This window comes from Streptomyces sp. NPDC039424 (genome assembly GCF_055639495.1).
The window spans coordinates 46,082-66,387 of record NZ_JBVKAI010000003.1; the positions used below are offsets into that span (position 1 = coordinate 46,082).

Sequence of the window (20,306 nt, forward strand, 5' to 3'; positions counted from 1 at the left end):
AGGGAGACGCCGATGCACCCCACGCCGTCAGCACAGCGCACCGCACCGGACAGCACCGGACGCGAAGCCGGTCCCACGGCCCGCCCGTGGGACACCGACGAGGACCTGACCGGCGTCTGGTCCCTGCGGTCCTTCCACGACCTGGACGACGACGGCACCGTGCACGAGGGCCCGCTCGGGCCCGCACCGACGGGCCTGCTGGTCTACGCGCCGGGCGGCCGGCTCTCCGTGACGATGATGCGCACCGGTCCCGCGCGGCCCGAGCGGCCCGACTACATGAGCTACGCGGGCACATGGCGCCGGGACGGCGACCGCGTCGTACACACGATCGAGCTGGCGCCGGAGCGGTCGTGGCTGGGCTCGGAGCAGATCCGCGACCTGGTCTTCGTCGACCGGGACGAACTGGAGCTGCGCGGCCGGGCCCTGGTGGGCCGCCCCCAGTTGCGTGTGCTCCGCTGGCGCCGCGTCACCGACTGACCGGCGCCGCACCACCGATCGACCCGCGCCGGTCAACCGGCGCGGTGTGCAAACACGTCCGTTCATGGACTGACGACACCGGGGACGGCAGGGTGGCAGCCGACTCCCCCTGGAAAGGAACGAGCAGATGAGCGTCGACCTGGAAGGCCTGACCGGGCAGGTGAAGGGCCCTGTGCTGCGGCCGGGCGACGAGGGTTACAACGAGGAGCGGTCCGGCTTCCAGGCCGGTTTCCGGCACGAACCCTCCGTGATCGTCGGGGCGACGTGCGCTGACGACGTGCGCGCGGCGGTACGGTTCGCCGCCGACCACGACCTGCCGGTGGCCGTGCACTCCACCGGTCACGGCATCGTCACCGCGCTGCGCGGGGAGGGGGTGCTGATCAGCACGCACCGGATGACCGGTCTCGAACTGGACGCGGAGGCCCGCACCGTGCGGGTCGAGGCGGGCGTGCGCTGGGAACAGGTGATCAAGGCCGCGGCCCCGCACGGCCTGGCCCCGCTCAACGGCTCGGCGCCCCATGTGGGCGTGGTGGGCTATCTGCTCGGCGGCGGCACGGGACTGATGGGCCGTGAGTTCGGCTACGCCTGCGACCACGTCCGCTCCCTGGACGTGGTCACCGCGGACGGCACCCTGCGCCACGTCACGGCGACGTCGGACCCGGACCTGTTCTTCGCGCTGCGGGGCGGCGGCGGCGCCTTCGGCGTGGTGACCGCGGTGGAGACGGCACTGGTCCCGGTGGCCCGCTTCTACGGCGGCGGCCTGTACTTCGAGGCGGACGACCCGGTGGAGCTGCTGCGGGCGTACCGCGAGTGGACGCTGACGGTGCCGGAGCAGCTCACCTCGTCGATCGGGCTGATGGGCTACCCGCCGGCCCCCGCGTTCCCCGAGCCGCTGCGCGGCAAGTACGTCGCCCATGTGCGGCTCGTCTTCAACGGCAGCGCGGAGGAGGGCGAGCGCCTGGTGGAGCCGCTGCGTGCGCTCGGTCCCCGGCTGATCGACTCGGTACGGGAGATGCCGTACGAGGAGGCGGGATCGGTCTACCACGACCCGACGTTCTCGCACGCCTACTTCGGCGGCAACGTGCTGCTGCGGGAACTGGACCCGGTCGCCCTCCAGACCCTGATCGACCTGGCGGGCCCGGGCGCCCCGGTCCCGTGCATCATCGACATCCGTCACCTGGGTGGCGCCCTGTCCCGCCACCCCGCCCACCCCAACGCGGTCGGCGGCCGCTCGGCCCAGTACGTGCTCCGGCTGATGACCGGCGGCATGGCGGCCCCGCCGGAGGCGGCGCGCCCGGTCCACCAGCGGGTCTACGACGCCCTCAAGCAGTGGACGGTGGGCCGCAGCCTCAACTTCGTCTACAACGACGGCACGCCCGTCCCCGAGTCCCAGGTCCGCGAACTGTTCGAGCCGGAGACCTACACCCGGCTCCAGGCCCTCAAGTCGAGCCTGGACCCGCACAACCTCTTCCGGCACGCCCACGACATCCCGCTGCCGCCGACGGCCTGACAGACCTGGCCCCGGCCTACCAATCCCCCGGGCCGGGGCCAGCTTGCCCACGGGTGCCGTCCGCCGCCTCATTGGCCGCTGCCCCCTCGGGGAACAGCCGGGTCACTCCTCGAACAGGGGTTCCTGCTCGCCCTCCTTGGCCTTCTGCAGCCTCTTGTTCCGGGCCCCCACCACGACCGCCGTCGCCGCCGCCGTCACACCGAGGGCCGCCGGGACCATCCAGCCCCGGTCGAAGACACGGCCGAGGGCGTGGTCGAGGGAGAGACGGCCGGGGCCGGTGACGGCGAGGCCGGCGGCGGCCAGGCCGAGGCTGGCGGCGTGCTCGTAGCCGCCCTCCTGGGCGAAGAAGCCGTTCGGCATGTGCACCGCCGCCGCGCCCGCCATCGCGCCGGCCGCCGCCGCGCCTGCCGCGGGGGTCGCCAGGCCCAGCGCCAGCAGCGTGCCGCCGCCCGCCTCCGCCAGCCCCGCCGCCGTCGCGCTCGCCTTGCCCGGTGCGTAGCCCACCGACTCCATGAACTGGCCGGTTCCTTCGAGGCCACCCCCGCCGAACCACCCGAACAGCTTCTGCGCGCCGTGCGCCGCCAGCACTCCGCCGGTACCCAACCGGAGCAGCAGCAGGCCCAGATCGCGTCGGTCATAACAGGTCACGGTCGCTCCCCAGTCAGGTGGTCGGCAGGAACAGTCCCCACACGCGTTTCCACCGTCGCACCGTCCACACCCGGCGGGCCCCCCCCGGCGCGCTGTTCGGGTGGCGGGTCCCAGGCCGCGGTGTGACTCTGACTGCCATGACGATTCAGACAGCCAAGCTCAGCGATCCGGCCGTCCGCGCCTTCGTCAACGCGGTCAACGCCCATGACCGGGAGGGCTTCATGGCGCTCCTCGCGCCCGGCGCGACCATGTCCGACGACGGCTCCGACCGGGACCTCGCCGACTGGATCGACCGGGAGATCTTCTCCTCCCACGGGCATATGGAGGTCGACAACGAGTCCCGCGGCGGCCTTGTCCTCGTCGCCCGCTACCGCAACGACACCTGGGGTGAGATGCGTACCCGGTGGACCTTCGTGGTGGAGGAGGACGGGCGGATCTCGCGGTTCGAGACCGGGCAGGCATGACCGCCGTCGCCGCATGGCCGTAAGGGCTTGCCCTCGTGTGCGCTCCAACTCCTAGCGTCCCTTCTCATGAACAGCGACAGGACACTGGGACGCGGCGGAATCCAGGTGAGCGCCCTCGGCTTCGGCTGCTGGGCCATCGGCGGCGAGTGGCAGGCCGCCGACGGGCAGCCCCTCGGCTGGGGCAAGGTCGACGACGAGGAGTCCGTACGGGCCGTCCGCCGCGCCATCGACCTGGGCATCACCTTCTTCGACACCGCCGACACCTACGGCGCCGGACACAGTGAGCGCGTCCTCGGCCGGGCCCTCGGCAAGCGGCGGGCCGACGTGGTCGTCGCCACCAAGTGGGGCAACGTCTTCGACGAGGACACCCGCACCCTCACCGGCGCCGACGACTCCCCGGAATACGCCCGCCGCGCGCTCACCGCGTCCCTGCGCCGCCTCGGCACCGACTACGTGGACCTCTACCAACTGCACCTGTCCGACGCGGATCCGCGGCGGGCGGCCGAACTCCGCGACACCTGCGAGGAGTTCGTGGGCGAAGGGCTCATCCGTGCCTACGGCTGGAGCACCGACGACCCGGCCCGCGCCGCGGTCTTCGCCCAGGGGGAGCACTGCACGGCCGTACAGCACGCGCTCAACGTCTTGCAGGACGCGCCCGACATGGTGCGGCTGTGCGAGGAGTCGGGCCTCGCGAGCATCAACCGGAGCCCGCTCGCGATGGGGTTGCTGACCGGAAAGCGCAGGACGGGCGAGGCGCTGGAAGCCGGTGACATCCGCAGCCGGCCGCCGGCCTGGCTGCGGGGCTTCGGCGACGGAACGGGGGCGGACCCGGAGTGGCTCGCCCGGGTCGACGCCCTGCGGGACGTCCTCACCAGCGACGGCCGCACCCCCGCCCAGGGCGCCCTCGCCTGGCTGTGGGCGCGCAGCCCGCGCACCGTCCCCATCCCCGGCTTCCGCTCGGTGGACCAGGCGGAGCAGAACGCGGGCGCACTGCGGAAGGGGCCGCTCACCGCCGGGCAGCTGGCCGAGGTCGACCGGATACTCGGGAGGTGAGCGGCCCCGGTGGGGACCGGTGAACCTGTCAGAAGCGCACGCTCTGCTCGGTCAGGGCGATCTGACCGGCCTTGATGGTGGCCAGCCGCGGGGCGCGGCGGGCGATCGACGAGTCGTGGGTGACCATGATGAACGTCAGCCCGTGCTCGCGCCACAGACCCTCCAGCAGGGCCATGATGTCGTCGCGGGTGCCCTCGTCGAGGTTGCCGGTGGGCTCGTCGGCGAGGAGCACCTTCGGCTTCTTGACCAGCGCGCGGGCGATGGCGACGCGCTGCTGCTGGCCGCCGGACATCTCGGACGGGACGTGGGAGAGGCGTTCGCCGAGGCCGACCGAGCGCAGCGCCTCGGCCGCGCGCTCGCGGCGTTCGGCGGGCTTGACGCCGAGGGGGACGAGGGCGGTCTCGACGTTCTCCTGCGCGGTGAGCGTCGGGATGAGGTTGAACGCCTGGAAGATGATGCCGATCTTCTCGGCGCGCAGCCGGGTCAGCTTGGCCTCGCTGATGTGCGCGAGGTCCACGCCGTCGAGCTCCACGCTGCCCTCGGACGGGCGGTCCAGGCCGCCGATCATCTGCAGCAGGGTGGACTTGCCGCCGCCCGTGGGGCCCTGGATGACGAGCTGGTCGCCGTCGGCGATGGTGAGGTCGACGCCCCGCAGCGCCTCCACCGTCTCCTTGCCGCGCGTGTAGCGCTTGGTGACGCCGGTGAGTCTGTACATGGGAACTCCGTAAGGGGAAGCAGAGGGGTTACGAGACGCTACGCAGGGCGTCGGCCGGGCGCATCCGGGAGGCACGCCAGCCGCCCATGGCGCCGGCGATCAGACCGCCGGTGACCGCCAGGCCCACCGCGAGCGCGATCGTGGTGAGGGAGACGGGCGCGGACAGGGCGATCTCCATGGTGTTGGAGGCCGCCTGCCGGCCGGGGCCGCCACCGCCCGGGCCACCGCCGCCGGGGCCGCCCATGCCGGCGCCGCTGCTGCCGAGCTGCGCGGTGAGCTTCGGGCTGATCGCGGTGACCGTGTAGGCGGCGGCGAGGCCCAGGGCGATACCGAGGGCGCCGCCGATCAGGCCGTTGACCATGGACTCGCCGACCACCTGGCGGGTGACCTTGCGGCTCGGCCAGCCGAGCGCCTTCAGGGTGCCGAACTCCCGCACGCGCCGGGACACCGCCGAGGAGGTGAGCAGCGCGGCCACCAGGAAGGCGGCGGCCAGGACGGCGATGGACAGCCACTTGCCGACGCTGGAGGCGAGGTCGGAGGCGGTGGAGAGGGAGCCGGAGACGGTGGAGGCCAGGTCGGAGGAGGTGGTGACCGTCGTGCCGGAGATGTTGGACTGGATCTCCTTCTTCACCGCGGAGATCTGCTGGGAGTCGGTCGCCTTGACGTAGATCGTGGTGACCTTGTTCTTGGCGTCGCCCAGCGTCTGCGCCTGCTTCAGCGGCAGATAGACGTCAGTGGTGGACTCGCTGCTGTCGGGGGTGGCGATGCCGATGACGGTGTACTTGGTGCCGGAGATCTTGAAGGTGGAGCCGACCTTGTACTTCTTCTCCTTGGCGTAGGACTTGCTGACCACCGCGACCTTGGCACTGGTCTGCGCCGAGGTGAAGGTCTTGCCGGAGGTGATCTTCATCGCGGCGAGCGGGCCGAGCTCCTGGTCGGTGACGTCGACACCGGCCACCGAGTAGCTGTTGACGTTGAAGTTGGCGCCGCCGCCCTGCACCTGCGGCTGGCCGCCGCTGGTGCCGCTGCCGCCCGGGGCGCCCTGCCCCTGGCTCTGGGTGCCGCTGCCGCTGGAGCTCTGTGCCTTGCCCTGGGTGAAGGAGCCGTCGACCTTGGTGACGTTCAGGGTCAGCGCGCCGACCGCGCTGTCCACGCCCTTCTGCGCGGAGACCTTCTCGACCAGCGAGGACTTCAGGGTCTGACCGCCCTGGGTCATCACCCGGTCGGAGCTCTGCGAGGACTTGCCGCTGGACTTGGCGTCGAACTTGAAGTTCGGGCCCTGCGAGCTGCCGGCCTTGGGTGCCGACTGGGCCTTGGTGACGGTCATGTCCGTACCGAGGCCGTAGAGCGATTTCAGGACTTTGTCCTGCGCCTGCTGCATGCCGGCCGACACCGAACTGACGGTGATGACCAACGCGATTCCGAGCGCCAGACCCATCGCGATCACCAGAGCGGCCTTCTTGCGCCGGCTCAGCTCGCGCTTGAGATAGATGCCAAACATCCCGTTCCTCGAGGTTCTTGGCGCCCGCTGTGGGCGCGGCCTCAAATTAGGTAGGAACCTTTGAGCGGGCCTGGGTAAAACATGTGTCAGGGCTGAGAAACCGGGTAGGAGATCAGATTTTCGTATGGCGGGCGCGGTGTACGGTCCCCGGATGCGTGATTGTTCCCGGCTCAGTCGGCGTGCCGCCCTCGGTCTGACGGCCGCCGCCCTTCCCCTGTCGGCCACCACCCCCGCCTCCGCCGCGACGGCCATCGGCGGGGAGCGGCTGGCCCGCACCGGAATCCAGGTGAGCGGCGACGCGGGCGGGCTGCCCAAGAAACTCACCGCCCGCTCCTGGCTCGTCGCCGACCACGACACCGGAGAGGTGCTCGCCTCGTTCAACGCCCACCGGCGGCTCGCGCCCGCGTCCACGCTGAAGATGCTGTTCGCGGACACCGTGCTGGAGAAGCTGGACCGTGACCGGCGGTACAAGGTCACCGACGCCGACCTGGCCGACGTACCGGCCGGCTCCAGCCTGGTCGGGGTCAAGCCCGGCATCACCTACACCGTCCACCAGCTCTGGCAGGGCGTGTTCCTGCGCTCCGGCAACGACGCGGTGCACGTCCTCGCCCACCTCAACGGCGGGCTGGCGAAGACGGTCGCCGAGATGCAGGCCAGGGCCGAGGACCTCCAGGCCCTGGACACCCATGTGGTCAGCCCCGACGGCTTCGACCACAAGGGCCAGCTGTCCTCGGCGTACGACCTGACCCTGTTCGCCCGGCACGGACTGAAGGACGGCGACTTCCGGGCCTACTGCGGTACGCGCACCGCCGACTTCCCCGCGGGCGGCAAGAAGACCTTCCAGATCCAGAACACCGACCGGCTGCTGACGGGGGCGTGGGGCCTCGACACGTACGAGGGCCTGATCGGTGTGAAGAACGGCTACACCAGCCACGCCGGCAACACCTTCACCGGCGCGGCCGTCCGGGGCGGGCGCACCCTGCTGGTCACGGTGATGCACCCCAAGAGCGGCGGCAACGCCGTGTACGAGGAGACCGCCGCGCTGCTGGACTGGGGCTTCGGCAAGGGGCGTTCGGCGCGGGCCGTCGGCGCGCTGGCCGAGCCGCTCAGCGAGGGCGGGGCGCGGGCGAGCGCGAGCCCGAGCCCGAAGCCCGCGGGCAAGGCCGCCGAGGCCGCGGCCGGGGCGCCGGGCTCGGCCGCGGGCGGCTCCTCGGCCTGGCGGGTGCTGGAAGGGGCCGCGGGGACGGTCGCGTTGCTCGGTGCGGGAGCGTGGGCGCTGCGGCGGCGCAGGGCGGTGGCGGCGGCCGGCGGGAAGCCCGAGGCGAAACCGGAGGCGGACAAGCCGGAGTAGGCCGATTTCAGGCGGCAGCCGTTCCACTCACCGGTGCGTACCCCGCGCTCGGGCGCGGGACCCACCCCCACTCCGGTGCCGTGGAACGGCTGCCGCCTCCCCCCTCGGTGTGGTCGGCGGACCCCAGTGCTCCAACTGTGAAGCTCTGGTGGAGGAAATTTGAGCATAGGGCCGCTATCGGCCGCAATAGTACGGACGTTGAAATTCCGGTTGTGCAGGTCGGGGAGTTGACGGACCGTGGGGTCCAGGACCCTTCGTCACCCCACCGCTCGGACCTCCAGGGGATACCGCACGCCGATCCGCTCCCGTATCGCGTCCAGCGTCCGCATCACCGCGAGGGTGCCGTCCAGTGGGACCAGCGGGGACTCCCTCTCACCGGCCCGCAGCGCCCGCATGACCTCCTTCGCCTCGTGCCTGAGGCTGCTGCGCGGCCCGTCGGCGGGATCGGCGGCGAACTCCTGCGGGTCGCGGCCGTCGCGGTGCAGCACGAAGCGGTCGGGGTGGAAGAAGCCGTTCGGGATGTCGATCCGGCCGTGCGAACCGGTCACCGACGCCGACACGGACGTACCGCCGACGATCGAGCAGTGCACCGAGGCCAGCGCGCCGCCGTCGAAGGACAGCAGGGCGCCCGTCTGCAGGTCGACGCCCTCGGCGGACAGCGTCGCGCGCGCGGCGACATCGGCCGGCTCACCGAGCAGCAACTGCGCGAACGACACGGGGTACACACCGAGGTCGAGCAGCGCGCCGCCGCCGAGGGCCGGGTCCCGCAGCCGGTGCGCGGGCGGGAAGGGACCCGCCAGGCCGAAGTCGGCCTGCACGGTGCGGACCTCGCCGATCGCACCGTCGTCGACCAGCGCCTTCAGCCGCCGGACCAGCGGGTTGCAGTACATCCACATCGCCTCCATCAGGAAGCGACCCCGCCCGCGCGCCAGCGCGACCAGCTCCTCGGCCTCGCGCAGGTTCAGCGTGAACGGCTTCTCGCACAGCACGTTCCGCCCCGCCTCCAGACACAGGCCGGCGGCGGCGCGGTGCGCCGAGTGCGGGGTGGCGACGTACACGACATCGATGTCCTCGTCCCCCGCCAGCTTCTCCCAGTCGCCGTACGCCCGCGGGATCCCGAACCGCTCCGCGAACGCCCGCGCGGACTCCTCGCCGCGCGAGGCCACCGCCACGATCTCCGCGTCCGGCAGGTCCACCAGGTCCGCCGCGAACGCGGCGGCGATCCCGCCCGTCGCCAGAATCCCCCACCGCACCCTCTGCTCCGCCATCCCCGCCCTCGCTCACCTGATCCCCGGCACTCTGTACGAGCTGAGAGCATAGGTGGCGGTTCACTCGGAGAGGGAGGGGCACATGTCCGAGCACGCGGCGCCGTCGACACCCGGCCTGGAGCAGGGGTCCGCACCGCGGGAGCCGTCTCCCCCCGACCCCGCCGCGCGCCGCACCGGCCTGCTCCTCGTCCTCCTCCTCGGCGGCCTCACCGCCACGCCCCCGCTGGCGATGGACATGTACCTCCCGTCCCTGCCGGAGGTCACCGGCTCCCTGCACGCCCCCGCCGCCACCGTCCAGCTCACCCTCACCGCCTGCCTGGCCGGGATGGCGTTCGGGCAGCTGGTGGTCGGTCCGATGAGCGACAGGTGGGGCCGCAGACGCCCGCTGCTCGCCGGCCTCGCCGTCTACATCGTGGCGACCTTCCTGTGCGCCGTGGCGCCCACCGTCGAGTCCCTGGTGGCCTTCCGGCTGGCGCAGGGCCTCGCGGGCGCGGCCGGGATCGTCATCGCGCGGGCGGTCGTCCGCGACCTCTACGACGGCGTGGCCGTGGCCCGCTTCTTCTCCACCCTCATGCTGGTGTCGGGGACCGCGCCCATCGTCGCGCCGCTGATCGGCGGGCAGATCCTGCGGGTGACGGACTGGCGGGGCGTGTTCGTGGTGCTGACGGTCGTCGGGGCCGTGCTGGCCTCGGCCGTCTGGCTCCGGCTGCCCGAGACCCTGCCGCCCGCCGAACGGCACGGCGGAGGCGTGCGGGAGGCACTGCGCACCATGCGCGGGCTCCTCGCCGACCCGCCCTTCACCGGCTACATGCTCGCGGGCGGCTTCGCCTTCGCCGCGCTGTTCGCCTATGTGTCCGCCTCGCCGTTCGTCCTCCAGGAGATCTACGGCGCCTCCCCGCAGAACTTCAGCCTGCTGTTCGGCCTCAACTCCATCGGTCTGGTCGTCGCCGGGCAGGTCAACGGCAAGGTGCTGGCCGGCCGGGTGAGCCTGGACAAGGTGCTGGCCGCCGGCCTGGCCGTCGTCGTCCTCGCCGCGACCGCGCTGCTGCTGATGACCACGGGCGCCTTCGGGCACGCCGGGCTGGCCCCCGTCGCCGCCGCCCTCTTCGTCCTGATGTCCGCGATGGGCTTCACCCTGCCCAACGCCCAGTCCCTCGCGCTGCTGCGCACCCGGCACGCCGCCGGCTCCGCCTCCGCGCTGTTCGGCACCTCCTCCTTCCTGGTCGCGGCGGTCGCCTCGCCGCTCGTCGGCGTCGCCGGGGAGCACACCGCCGTCCCCATGGCCGTCGTCCAGTTGGCGGGCGCACTGGTAGCGCTGGCCTGCTTCGTGGGAATGTGCCGTCCCTGGAACGCTCGTACGGAACGGGAGGGAGCGGGGAGCTGAGCGCACCGAGACTGCGTGTCGACAGCCCGGAACGGGCCGGGCTCGACGCCACGGAACTCGGCCACCTGGTCCGTGAGGTCCGCGACCTCACCACCGGGGAACGCCCCTGGGCGGCCGGCGTCGTCGTGCTGGCCGGACGCGGGCCGGTGATCGCCGTGCGGGAGGCGGCGGGCTGGGCGGTGCGGTACGCCTCCTACGACCCGCAGACCGACGCGGGCGTCGAACTGCCGCCCGCCGCCCGGGTGCCGATGACCCTCGACACCCCCTTCGACCTGGCCTCCCTCACCAAGTTGTTCACCTCGGTCGCCGCCGTGCAGCAGATCGAGCGCGGCACCCTCGGCATCGACGCCAGGGTCGGCGCCTACCTGCCCGAGTTCCACGCCGCCGCCGGGCACGGCATCACCGTACGGCAGTTGCTCACCCACACCTCCGGGCTGCGCCCCGAGCTGCCGCTGTACGACTGCGCCGACGACACCGAACGGCTGGCGCTGCTGCGGGCCGAGGCGCCGGCCGGGGAGCCCGGCGCGTACCTCTACTCGGACCTGAACATGCTGCTGCTCCAGTTCGTGCTGGAGCGGATCACCGGCCGCCCGCTCGACGTCCTCGTCCACGAGGGCATCACCCGGCCGCTGGGGATGACCGCGACCTGCTTCGGGCCGTGCCGGGGCGCGGCGGCCACCGAGGACCAGCGGCGGCCGTGGGCCAAGGCGGACCGGGGGATGCTGCGGGGCGTGGTCCACGACGAGAACGCCTGGGCGCTGGGCGGGGTGGCCGGCCACGCCGGTCTGTTCGGCACGGCCCAGGACCTCGCGGTGTTCTGCCGCACCCTCCTCGCGGGCGGCGCGTACGGCCCCGCCCGCATTCTCGGCCCCGACTTCGTGGAACTCCTGCTGACCCCGCCCGGCCTCGGCTTCGCCGTCGACCAGCCGTGGTTCATGGGCGAGCTCGCGGGCGGGGGAGCGGCGGGCCATACGGGCTTCACGGGGACGTCCCTGGTGCTGGACCCGGTGACGGACACGTTCCTGGTGCTGCTGGCCAACACCGTCCACCCCCGGCGACGGCCGCCGGACAGCGGGCCCAGGGCGGCGGCGGCGACCAGGGTGGCCCGGGCGGTCCGGGGCACCTGAGAGAATCGCGGGGTGAACGACCCCGTAGCCCCGGCCGACAGACTCCGCGCCGCCCTTTCCGGTCTGCTCGACGGACTCCCGCCCAGGCAGGCCGCCGGGGCCGTGGAACGGCTGATCGCCAACTACCGGGGCGAGACCCCGACCCACGCGCCGATCCTGCGGGACCGCGCGGACGTCGCCGCTTACGCCGCGTACCGGATGCCCGCCACCTTCGAGGCGGTGCGGTCGGCGCTGGCGGCGTTCGCGGACGCCGTGACCGGATGGGTGCCGGGCAGCCATGCCGACGTCGGCGGCGGGACCGGCGCGGCGACCTGGGCGGTCAGCGCCACCTGGGAGGGGACCCGGCCGGTCACCGTGCTGGACTGGGCCGAGCCCGCGCTGGCGCTCGGCAAGGAGCTCGCCGCCGCCCACCCGGCGCTGCGGGACGCCCGCTGGCAGCGCGCCCGGATCGGCGCGGCCCTCACCCTCGACCCCGTCGACCTGGTCACCGTCTCCTACGTCCTCAACGAGCTCTCCGAGGCCGACCGCGCCTCGCTCGTCGACGCCGCCGCGCACGCCGCCCGGGCCGTCGTGATCGTCGAGGCCGGCACCCCCGCCGGGTACGCCCGCGTCATCGAGGCCCGCGACCGCCTCATCGGGGCCGGCTTCCGGGTCGCCGCGCCCTGCCCGCACAGCGCCGCCTGCCCCATCGCCCCCGGCACCGACTGGTGCCACTTCTCGGCGCGGGTCAGCCGCTCCTCCCTGCACCGCCAGGTCAAGGGCGGCTCCCTGGCGTACGAGGACGAGAAGTTCAGCTACGTCGCCGCCACCCGCCTCCCCGCCTCCCCGGCGCCCGCCCGCGTGGTCCGGCGCCCGCAGATCCGCAAGGGCCAGGTGCTCCTGGACCTGTGCGAGACCGATGAGCGACTGCGCCGGACCACGGTGACCAAACGCCACGGCGACCTGTACAAGGCGGCCCGCGACGCGGACTGGGGCGACGCGTGGCCGCCGGCCGAGGAGCAGGGGCCTCTGTAGGTCCCGTCACGACGACCCGTCAGGTCCCGTCACGACGCCCCGTCGGTCGTACGTCCCTCCTGCTGTTTCTCCTGGAGCCTGCGCAGCAGCTCCCGCTTCTGGGCCTGGCGGTCGAGCCCGGTGCCCGTCCGGCCGCCGTGGCCGCCGCCGCGCAGCGCCTTGCGGCCGAGGTTCCGCCGCGCTCCGCCGACGCCCAGCATGTTTCCGGCTCCACCTCGGGTCATGGGGTTCTCCCTTCCCTGCGTACGACGAATACGCCGATATGACGCGACGAGACGGTTCGTCTCGCTCACGGGCTCCACTGTCCAGCGAGACGGTCCGTCTTGTCAACCTGATAAATTCGGCCCCATGGCCGCCGACAAGCCCCCCAAGCCCGCCCCCGACGCCGCCCGCCGCAGCGAGAGGTCCCGCCGCGCGATCTACGCCGCCGCCCTCACCCTCGTCGCGGAGGTCGGGTACCCGAAGACCACCGTGGAGGGCATCGCCGCCCGGGCCGGGGTCGGCAAGCAGACCATCTACCGCTGGTGGCCCTCCAAGGCGGACGTCCTGCTGGAGGCCTTCCTGGACCTGAGCGAACAGGCGGCCCGGCAGGCCGGGCAGGAGACGTACGCCCTCCCGGACACCGGTGACCTCGCCGCCGACCTCAAGGCGGTGCTGCGGGCCACGGTCGACGAACTGCTCGACCCCCGATTCGACGCCCCCGCCCGGGCCCTGGCCGCCGAGGGTGTGGTCAACGAGCAGCTCGGCCGCGAGTTCGTCGGCAAACTCCTCGAACCCCAGCTCCAGTTGTACGTCGACCGGTTGCGTTCCGCGCAGGACGCGGGGCACGTACGAGCCGGGATCGACCCGCGGATCGCCCTCGAACTGTTCGTCTCACCGCTCGCCCAGCGCTGGTTGCAGCGCACCGGGCCGCTCTCCCACGGCTATACCGACACCCTCGTCGACTACGCGCTGTACGGTCTCGCCCCGCGCTGACCGCATGGTCGGCCTTGCCCCGGATGCCCCCCGGAGTACGGGAAGGTGGGACGATAGGGCATGCTGTCCGCACAACAGCGAGGCGAGGGGATAGATGAGCGGGACGTTCGACGGCCGGTCGGGCCGGCAGGGCAGGCTCTCCCAGTGGCTGCGCGGACGCCGCCCGAAGGAGACCGCCGGCGACGGCGGCCGTGAGGACCTGCTGCTGGCCGCCGCGGGGGCGGGACTGCCGCTCGCGCCCGCCGCGCACCCCGCGCCCGGCTACCGCTGCTCCTGCGACCGCGTCGGCTGTCCCACCCCGGCCCGGCACCCGGTGTCCTTCGCCTGGCAGACCCAGTCGACCACCGACCGCGCCCAGATCGAGCGCTGGGCCCGGCACCAGCCGCAGGCCAACTTCGTCACCGCCACCGGCATGGTGCACGACGTCCTCGACGTGCCCCTGGAGGCCGGACGGGCGGCGCTGGAGCGGCTGCTCGGCTCCGGCGTCGAGGTCGGCCCGGTCGCCGAGAGCGACGACGGCCGTCTGCTGTTCTTCACCCTCACCCGGGGCACGCCCGAGGACGAGGACGAGTGGTGGCCCTGTGAACTGGACTGCCACCCCGAGACCATGGACGAGCATCCGGGCCTGCGCTGGCACTGCCGGGGCTCGTACGTGCTCGTCCCGCCGGCCCGGCTGCCCGGCGACGACCGGGCGGTGCGCTGGGTACGCGGCCCCGAACACCCGCTGCCCGACCCGCTGAGCCTGCTGGAGACCCTCACCGACGCCTGCGCCCGCCACGCCGGAGAGGAACCCGGCCACCCGGCGGGCGCCTGGCCCCTGCACCGCTGACCCGGAGCCCGGGACGCTACTCGCCCTGCGCCGCCGTCAGCCCCTGGATCCGGCCCAGCACCGACACCTTGCCGCCCGCCTTCGGGTCCAGGGCCACCTCGTTGGAGATGAACTCCAGCGTCAGTGACTGCTTGACCTCGCCCTTGGTCAGGGCCTGGACGTCCTCGCCCGGGGTGGGGACCGAGGTGCCCGCGGCGGCGGTCCGCTTCTCGTAGTGGTGGGTGGTGAAGAACACCAGCGCCCCGCCGTCCGCGGTGCGCAGGGCCAGCGGAGCGTAGTCGCCGGAGGTCAGCGGTTCGTCGATGTACTGCGTGACCAAGCCCGGCTTCTTGGCTCCCTTCGTGCGGTCCGTACGCCACCCGCTGGTGTGCGTGCCGTCCGCGAACGCCGTCCCGCCGCTCTTCAGATAGGTCGCGTACGCCTTGCTCAACTGCCGTGGCCCGACCGCCAGTCCGGCGGAGTTCACGGGGACGGCCTCGCCCCAGCCGTCCTTGTCCTTCCTGAACTCCGGCACGCTGTCCGGGGCCACCAGCGTCACGTAAGCCGCCTGCCACGGTTCGCTCAGGCCGTCCCGGGTGAAGACGAACAGCCAGCGCGCGGTACCGCCCTTGTTGGCGGCGGCGTCCACCACGAACCAGCGCGGCCAGCCCGCCTTCTTGACGATGGTGTACTTCGCGTCCGACAGCTTCAGCGGCGAGTGCCCCGCGTTGCCGCTCGGGCTGTTCACGTGCCCGGCCTTCAGCCGGGCCCCGTCGATGTCGGCGAACGCGCCGGTGACATGGTCCGCGTCCAGGGAACTGTCGTACGCCTTGTCGGCGTTGTTGTAGGCGTCCGTGAACTGCTTCAGCGCCTTCGCGGCCTCGGCGCGGGTCGTGGCGGGGAGCACCTCGCGCTCCCCGTGCACCACCATGCAGCCGCTCGCCGTCAGCGACAGAGCGGTCAGCGAGGCGGCTATGAGTGCGTTCCGGTCACGGCTGCGGAGCCTGCGAGGGCTGCGATCCCTGGTCATCAGGTACGTTCACCTTCCCCTTCCCGGAGGCGAACCCTACCGGGGAGAGGAACAACGCGAGCGTCGGGACCAGGTACAGCAGCCACACCGTGACCTGGATCACGGTCGGGTCGGGCTGGAAGTTCAGGACGCCCTTCAGCAGAGTGCCGTACCAGCTGTCCGGCGGGATCGTGTCGCTGATGTCGAAGGCCAGGTTCGACAGACCCGGGACGATGTCGGCCTCCTGCAGGTCATGGAAGCCGTACGCCAGCACGCCCGCCGCCACCACGACCAGCATGCCGCCGGTCCAGGTGAAGAACTTGGCGAGGTTGATCTTCAGGGCGCCCCGGTAGAACAGCCAGCCCAGCACGACCGCCGTCGCCAGTCCCAGCGCCACGCCGACCAGCGGGCGCGGGGTGCCGTCGGACGCCGCGTGCACCGAGGCCCACACGAACAGGGCGGTCTCCAGCCCCTCACGGCCCACGGCCAGGAACGCCGTCGCCACCAGCGCGCCCGTGCCCATCGACAGGGCCGCGTCCAGCTTGCCGTGCAGCTCCGACCGCAGATGCCGGGCGGTGCGCCGCATCCAGAAGACCATCCAGGTCACCAGGCCCACCGCGAGGATCGACAGCGAACCGCCGAGCGCCTCCTGCGCCTTGAACGTCAGCTCCTGGGAGCCGTATTCGAGGACACAGCCGAAGCCCATCGCGATGGCCACCGCGATGCCGATGCCGGTCCAGATCGGCTTCAGGGCGTCCCGGCGGCCGGTCTTGACCAGGTAGGCGATCAGGATGCAGACGACGAGGCTGGCTTCCAGGCCCTCGCGAAGACCGATCAGGTAGTTGGAGAACACGGGCTACGCCTCCTCGGAGAACAGCGCCCGGCCCCACCAGTCGTCCTTGTCACGGACGCCGGGCGGGGCCGCGAAGACCGCCGAACCCACGTGCTGGATGTACTCGTTGAGCGCGTCCTTCGCCGCCAGGTTGCGCTGGAGCGGGATGAACCCCTTGCGCACGTCACGCTGGTAGGCCAGGAAGAACAGGCCCGCGTCCAGGCGACCGAGGCCGTCGGTGCCGTCGGTGAAGGAGTAGCCCCGGCGCAGGATGGTGATCCCGTGGTTGGAGTCGGGGTGCGCCAGTCGCACATGCGCGTCCGGCTTCATCGCCTTCAGGAACGGCTTGTCGTGCTCCTTCGCCTTGCCGACCGGGGCACCCTCGCCCTTGTCGCGGCCGAAGACGTCCTCCTGCTCCTGCAGCGAGGTCCGGTCCCAGGTCTCGATGTTCATCCGGATCCGCCGGGCGACGAGGTACGACCCCCCGGTCATCCAGGCCGACTTCCCGTCGACGTCGTCGTCCCCGACCCACACGAACTTCTTCAGCCGGTCGGTCTCCGTCCCCGCGATGTTGCGGGTGCCGTCCTTGAACCCCATGAGGTTGCGCGGGGTCTGGGCGTCCGGGGTGGTCGAGGAGGTCTTGCCGAAGCCGAGCTGCGACCAGCGGATGGCGACCTTGCCGAAGCCGATCCTGGCCAGGTTGCGGATCGCGTGCACGGCGACCTGCGGGTCGTCCGCGCAGGCCTGGATGCACAGGTCGCCGCCGGTGCGGGACTTGTCGAGGTTGTCGCCCGGGAACGCGGGCAGGTCGACCAGCGCCGCCGGCCGCTTGTCCCGCAGGCCGAACTTCTCGAAGAACGACGGCCCGAAGCCGATGGTGAGCGTCAGCCGCGAGGGCTTCAGCCCCAGCGCCTCACCGGTGTCGTCCGGCGGCGCCTCGGCGAGCCCGCCGTACGCGCCCTCACCCACCGCCTTCCCGGCCGTCATCCGGCGCGCGGCGGCCGTCCAGTCCTTCAGCATCTGCACGAACTCGGCGCGGTCGTCGGTCTTCACGTCGAACGCGGCGAAGTGCAGCCGGTCCTGCACCGGCGTGGCGATGCCCGCCTGGTGCGAGCCGTGGAACTCCACCGCCGCGCCCGCCTCGGCCGCCGCCGGCTCCACGTCGTCGCCGGTCCTGGCCATCGCCACCGCGCCGCCGGCCGCGGCGGCCCCCAGTGCGAGTCCGGCACCGCCCCAGCCGATCAGGGCGCGGCGGGAAGGGCTGCTTCCTTGTGTCTCCGTCATGGTCTCCCGCCCCCTACTTCACGACCGCCGCGGCGAGCTTGGACAGCGGCTCGGCGAGCGCGTTCACCGCGTCGGACAGCTCCTTGCGGTCGTCGGCGCCGACCTTGTCGTACGAGACGAAGTCGTACGAGGTCTTGTCCGACCGGTACTTGTCGAGCAGCGTGTCGAGCGCGGCGAACTGCTTGTCCAGCTCCTTGGTGAGCGCCGGGGCGTTCTTCTGCGCGACCGGCTTGAGCAGCTCGTACGACTTCTGCGCGCCCTCGACGTTGGCCTTGAAGTCGACCAGGTCGGTGTGCGAGTAGCGCTCCTCCTCGCCGGTGACCTTGCCGGTGGCGACCTCGTCGAGCAGCTCCTTGGCGCCGTTGCCCATGGACGACGGGCTGATCTCGGCCTTGCCGACCCGCTTCTGCCAGTCCTTCAGGTCGGTCACCAGCTGGTCGGCGAGGGTCTTCTCCTCGGCGCCGATCTTCTTGTCCTTCCAGAGGGCCTTCTCCAGCCGGTGCCAGCCGGTCCACTTCTGGCCGCCCTCCAGGCCGTCCTCGCGGATGTCGACCTTCGGGTCGATGTCACCGAAGGACTCGGCGACCGGCTCGGTGCGCTCCCAGCCGAGACGGGAGGGGGCGTAGGCCTTCTTGGCGGCCTCGACGTCGCCGTCCTTGACCGCCTTCACGAAGGTCTCGACGAGCGGCAGCGTCGCGTCGGCCTGGTCCTGCGAGTACTGGCGGTAGGCGGCGACCGCCTTGTCCAGCCGCGGGTTGCGCTTGGCGGTCGAGCCGCCGGTGACGGTCAGCTTCTGCCGCACGCCGTGGCCCTTCATGCCCGGGCGGCAGGCGATCTCGTACGAGCCGGCCTTCACCTCGGCGGTCAGCGTGTACTTGGTGCCGGGGCCGACGTTCTCCTTCTCGGAGACGATCCGGCCGTCCGGGAACACGATCTCGACCTCGGTGGCCTTGGAGCCCTTGTTCTCGATCTTCAGCGTGACCTGGCCGGCCGGAACCGACTTGGTGGAGGTCTCGCACTTGGAGTCGGCGGCGGTGACCTGTATGGCGTCGTCGCCCTTGGCGTCGCTCTTCGCCGTGCAGGCCGTGAGGGCGGTCAGAGCAGCCGCGGTCGCGGCGGCGGTGACGGTGAGTCGGACGGCTCGCATGCATGCTCCAAGCGGGGACGGTGTGGTGAGGCTGGCCTAACTTACCTGAGGCTTACCTCAGTCATACCCACCCGGTCCGTGATTCAGCTCCCACGGAAAGATCACAGACACGGCTTGATCTCGACGGCTCAAAGTCGACACCAAGGGAAGGTCAAGGAGAGGTCAAGGGATCCGGCGTCCGGGAGACTGTCCGCATGAGGAGGGCGCGCAGGGAGGATTCCACGCACGGGCCACTGGTCCTGGACGTACGCGAGCGGTGCGGGCCGCCGCCGTTGCGCTTCGAGGCGGCGGACGGAGGCCGGATGCTCCTGCGGCAGAGCGGGCGGCCCGTACTCCTGGGGCGGGTGGACGGCCCGAACGAGGGCGTCTTCCTCCGCCACCTCGACGGGTACCGCTCCCCCCTGCCGCCCGTTCGCTCGGCCCTGATGCGCTCGGACGTCGACTGGGTCCACCAGTACGCCCGCCTGCTGGAGGAATCGCCGGACGGCCCGCTGCACGACGCGCGTTGGCTGCTGGCCGAACGGCAGGTCTTCCCGCCCTACGTGTGGAGCGGCGACCTCATGCGCGCGTGGCCGGAGTGCTACCTCGACTGGTGTGCGGGCGGCTGGGAGGGCGTCGTACCACTGCGACCGCTCTCGCCGCCGGACGCCCCCCGGGTGAAGGCCCACCGGAAGCACGCGCGCGACGGCACCCTGGCGCCCGTCCTCCTGTGGTGGGTCACACCGCTGGCCGGCTGGCTGCTGCTGGACGGCCACGACCGGGCGGTCGCGGCGCTGGCCGAGGGGGCGGACCCGGCGTGTGTGGTGCTGACCCGGGTCCGGGACGAGGAGGACTGGCGGCGCGAGGCGGAGAGCTGGATCGCGGAGCACGAGAGGCTGACGGCCCGGCTGCTGGAGCGGTCCGGCACGGAGCGGCAACGGCGCCGCGTGGTCCAGGGGCTCGACGACGCGCTCGCCGGCCTGCCGTACGAGAGCGCCCGTACGCGCTCCTGGCCGCTCCCCGGCGGCGCCCCCGCCTGGGACGGCCTCGCCGACCGGGTGATGTTTCAATTCCCGGGTGACTGACTACGACGTGCTGCGCGTGTTCTGCGCGGCCAACGGCGGATACGGCAACGAGCTCGGCGTCGTCCGCAACGGCTCGGTGATGCCCGAGCGGAGCGAACGGCAGGCGTTCGCGGCGAAGCTCGGCTTCAGCGAGACCGTGTTCGTGGACGACCCGGAGCGCGGGATCATCGACATCTACACGCCCACCCTGCGCCTGCCCTTCGCCGGTCACCCCTGCGTCGGCGCGGCCTGGCTGCTGGACGTGCCCGAACTGGTCACCCCGGCCGGAGTCGTCGGCGCCCGCCTGGACGGCGAGTTCAGCTGGATCGAGGCCCGCCCGGAGTGGGCGCCGCCGCGCACCCTGCGCCAGTACGCCACCGCCGCCGAGGTCGACGCGCTGCCCGTGCCCCCGCCCGGCGAATGGATCTACGCCTGGGCCTGGGAGGACGAGGCCGCCGGCCGGATCCGCGCCCGCGCCTTCCCCGGCCGCGACGACGGCATCGAGGAGGACGAGGCGACCGGCGCGGCGGCCCTGCTGCTCACCGACCGGCTGGGCCGCGCCCTGAACATCACCCAGGGCGCGGGCTCCCAGCTCCTGACGGCCCCCCAGCCGCACGGCTGGGTGGAGGTCGGCGGACGCGTGTATCTGGAACGCCAGCCCGAGCGTTAGGCCGGCCTGGGGCGGAGCGGGCGGAG

At 72.4% G+C, this 20,306-nt stretch carries 21 protein-coding genes; 12 read left to right on the plus strand and 9 right to left on the minus strand.

Annotated features, from left to right (window positions below; genetic code table 11):
* Window positions 1-12: 12 nt before the first annotated feature.
* Window positions 13-477, plus strand: coding sequence for a lipocalin-like domain-containing protein (locus ACZ7L0_RS08440; protein WP_471241653.1), 465 nt, complete (start codon window positions 13-15; stop codon window positions 475-477).
* A gap of 127 nt (window positions 478-604) precedes the next feature.
* Window positions 605-1,987 (plus strand): FAD-binding oxidoreductase, encoded by a 1,383-nt coding sequence (locus tag ACZ7L0_RS08445; RefSeq protein ID WP_471241654.1) that lies wholly within the window; start codon window positions 605-607, stop codon window positions 1,985-1,987.
* Window positions 1,988-2,089: 102 nt separating this feature from the next.
* Here the strand turns inward: ACZ7L0_RS08445 and ACZ7L0_RS08450 are convergent, their stop codons facing one another.
* Complete coding sequence (locus ACZ7L0_RS08450) at window positions 2,090-2,635, minus strand: DoxX family membrane protein (RefSeq protein ID WP_471241655.1); 546 nt, start codon at window positions 2,633-2,635, stop codon at window positions 2,090-2,092.
* Between the two features lie 137 nt (window positions 2,636-2,772).
* Here ACZ7L0_RS08450 and ACZ7L0_RS08455 point away from each other — a divergent pair, with 137 nt between their 5' ends.
* Complete coding sequence (locus ACZ7L0_RS08455) at window positions 2,773-3,099, plus strand: nuclear transport factor 2 family protein (RefSeq protein ID WP_471241656.1); 327 nt, start codon at window positions 2,773-2,775, stop codon at window positions 3,097-3,099.
* Between the two features lie 66 nt (window positions 3,100-3,165).
* Entirely contained in the window at window positions 3,166-4,152 is a 987-nt protein-coding gene (locus tag ACZ7L0_RS08460) for an aldo/keto reductase (RefSeq protein WP_471241657.1), read from the plus strand.
* Window positions 4,153-4,180: 28 nt separating this feature from the next.
* Here ACZ7L0_RS08460 and ACZ7L0_RS08465 read toward each other — a convergent pair whose 3' ends face one another.
* Together ACZ7L0_RS08465 and ACZ7L0_RS08470 are read right to left on the minus strand one after the other, a co-directional pair.
* On the minus strand, window positions 4,181-4,867 hold the full coding sequence (locus ACZ7L0_RS08465; protein ID WP_471241658.1) for an ABC transporter ATP-binding protein: 687 nt from the start codon (window positions 4,865-4,867) through the stop codon (window positions 4,181-4,183).
* Window positions 4,868-4,895: 28 nt separating this feature from the next.
* Entirely contained in the window at window positions 4,896-6,368 is a 1,473-nt protein-coding gene (locus tag ACZ7L0_RS08470; RefSeq protein WP_471241659.1) for an ABC transporter permease, read from the minus strand.
* Window positions 6,369-6,519: 151 nt separating this feature from the next.
* On the opposite strand from ACZ7L0_RS08470, the gene ACZ7L0_RS08475 reads away from it, so the two are divergent.
* Window positions 6,520-7,719: a D-alanyl-D-alanine carboxypeptidase family protein gene (locus tag ACZ7L0_RS08475; protein ID WP_471241660.1), complete on the plus strand. Its 1,200-nt coding sequence runs from the start codon at window positions 6,520-6,522 to the stop codon at window positions 7,717-7,719.
* Between the two features lie 257 nt (window positions 7,720-7,976).
* Here the strand turns inward: ACZ7L0_RS08475 and ACZ7L0_RS08480 are convergent, their stop codons facing one another.
* Window positions 7,977-8,987, minus strand: a complete 1,011-nt coding sequence (locus tag ACZ7L0_RS08480) for a Gfo/Idh/MocA family protein (protein ID WP_471241661.1) — start codon at window positions 8,985-8,987, stop codon at window positions 7,977-7,979.
* An 82-nt stretch (window positions 8,988-9,069) separates the two neighbouring features.
* Between ACZ7L0_RS08480 and ACZ7L0_RS08485 the strand changes: the two genes are divergently transcribed.
* From ACZ7L0_RS08485 to ACZ7L0_RS08495, 3 genes are read left to right on the plus strand one after another with little or no spacing between them, the layout of a single operon-like run.
* Complete coding sequence (locus tag ACZ7L0_RS08485; protein ID WP_471241662.1) at window positions 9,070-10,371, plus strand: multidrug effflux MFS transporter; 1,302 nt, start codon at window positions 9,070-9,072, stop codon at window positions 10,369-10,371.
* The gene (locus ACZ7L0_RS08490) at window positions 10,323-11,498 is read left to right on the plus strand and encodes a serine hydrolase domain-containing protein (RefSeq protein WP_471241663.1); all 1,176 of its coding nucleotides are present in this window, start codon (window positions 10,323-10,325) and stop codon (window positions 11,496-11,498) included. Before ACZ7L0_RS08485 ends, ACZ7L0_RS08490 begins: the two co-directional genes overlap by 49 nt.
* 12 nt (window positions 11,499-11,510) lie before the next feature.
* Window positions 11,511-12,512, plus strand: coding sequence for a small ribosomal subunit Rsm22 family protein (locus tag ACZ7L0_RS08495; RefSeq protein ID WP_471241664.1), 1,002 nt, complete (start codon window positions 11,511-11,513; stop codon window positions 12,510-12,512).
* Between the two features lie 29 nt (window positions 12,513-12,541).
* Here the strand turns inward: ACZ7L0_RS08495 and ACZ7L0_RS08500 are convergent, their stop codons facing one another.
* Window positions 12,542-12,736, minus strand: a complete 195-nt coding sequence (locus ACZ7L0_RS08500; protein WP_471241665.1) for a DUF6243 family protein — start codon at window positions 12,734-12,736, stop codon at window positions 12,542-12,544.
* 124 nt (window positions 12,737-12,860) lie between these two features.
* Between ACZ7L0_RS08500 and ACZ7L0_RS08505 the strand changes: the two genes are divergently transcribed.
* Window positions 12,861-13,487: a TetR/AcrR family transcriptional regulator gene (locus ACZ7L0_RS08505; RefSeq protein ID WP_471241666.1), complete on the plus strand. Its 627-nt coding sequence runs from the start codon at window positions 12,861-12,863 to the stop codon at window positions 13,485-13,487.
* A gap of 94 nt (window positions 13,488-13,581) precedes the next feature.
* A complete protein-coding gene (locus ACZ7L0_RS08510) occupies window positions 13,582-14,316 on the plus strand; it encodes a bifunctional DNA primase/polymerase (protein ID WP_471241667.1) in 735 nt (244 codons plus the stop codon).
* A 16-nt stretch (window positions 14,317-14,332) separates the two neighbouring features.
* Here the strand turns inward: ACZ7L0_RS08510 and ACZ7L0_RS08515 are convergent, their stop codons facing one another.
* From ACZ7L0_RS08515 to efeO, 4 genes are read right to left on the minus strand one after another with little or no spacing between them, the layout of a single operon-like run.
* Window positions 14,333-15,325 carry an SCO2278 family lipoprotein gene (locus ACZ7L0_RS08515; protein ID WP_471241668.1) on the minus strand — a complete coding sequence of 331 codons (993 nt, stop codon included), beginning with the start codon at window positions 15,323-15,325 and terminating at the stop codon, window positions 14,333-14,335.
* Window positions 15,285-16,157, minus strand: coding sequence for an iron uptake transporter permease EfeU (gene efeU / locus ACZ7L0_RS08520; RefSeq protein WP_471241669.1), 873 nt, complete (start codon window positions 16,155-16,157; stop codon window positions 15,285-15,287). The genes ACZ7L0_RS08515 and efeU overlap by 41 nt, the downstream gene beginning before the upstream one ends.
* Window positions 16,158-16,160: 3 nt before the next feature.
* The gene (efeB, locus tag ACZ7L0_RS08525) at window positions 16,161-17,420 is read right to left on the minus strand and encodes an iron uptake transporter deferrochelatase/peroxidase subunit (protein WP_471241670.1); all 1,260 of its coding nucleotides are present in this window, start codon (window positions 17,418-17,420) and stop codon (window positions 16,161-16,163) included.
* Window positions 17,421-17,433: 13 nt separating this feature from the next.
* The gene (gene efeO, locus ACZ7L0_RS08530; protein ID WP_471241671.1) at window positions 17,434-18,567 is read right to left on the minus strand and encodes an iron uptake system protein EfeO; all 1,134 of its coding nucleotides are present in this window, start codon (window positions 18,565-18,567) and stop codon (window positions 17,434-17,436) included.
* A 194-nt stretch (window positions 18,568-18,761) separates the two neighbouring features.
* Between efeO and ACZ7L0_RS08535 the strand changes: the two genes are divergently transcribed.
* Entirely contained in the window at window positions 18,762-19,631 is an 870-nt protein-coding gene (locus tag ACZ7L0_RS08535; protein WP_471241672.1) for a hypothetical protein, read from the plus strand.
* The gene (locus tag ACZ7L0_RS08540; protein ID WP_471241673.1) at window positions 19,624-20,280 is read left to right on the plus strand and encodes a PhzF family phenazine biosynthesis protein; all 657 of its coding nucleotides are present in this window, start codon (window positions 19,624-19,626) and stop codon (window positions 20,278-20,280) included. The genes ACZ7L0_RS08535 and ACZ7L0_RS08540 overlap by 8 nt, the downstream gene beginning before the upstream one ends.
* The last annotated feature ends 26 nt before the right edge of the window (window positions 20,281-20,306 follow it).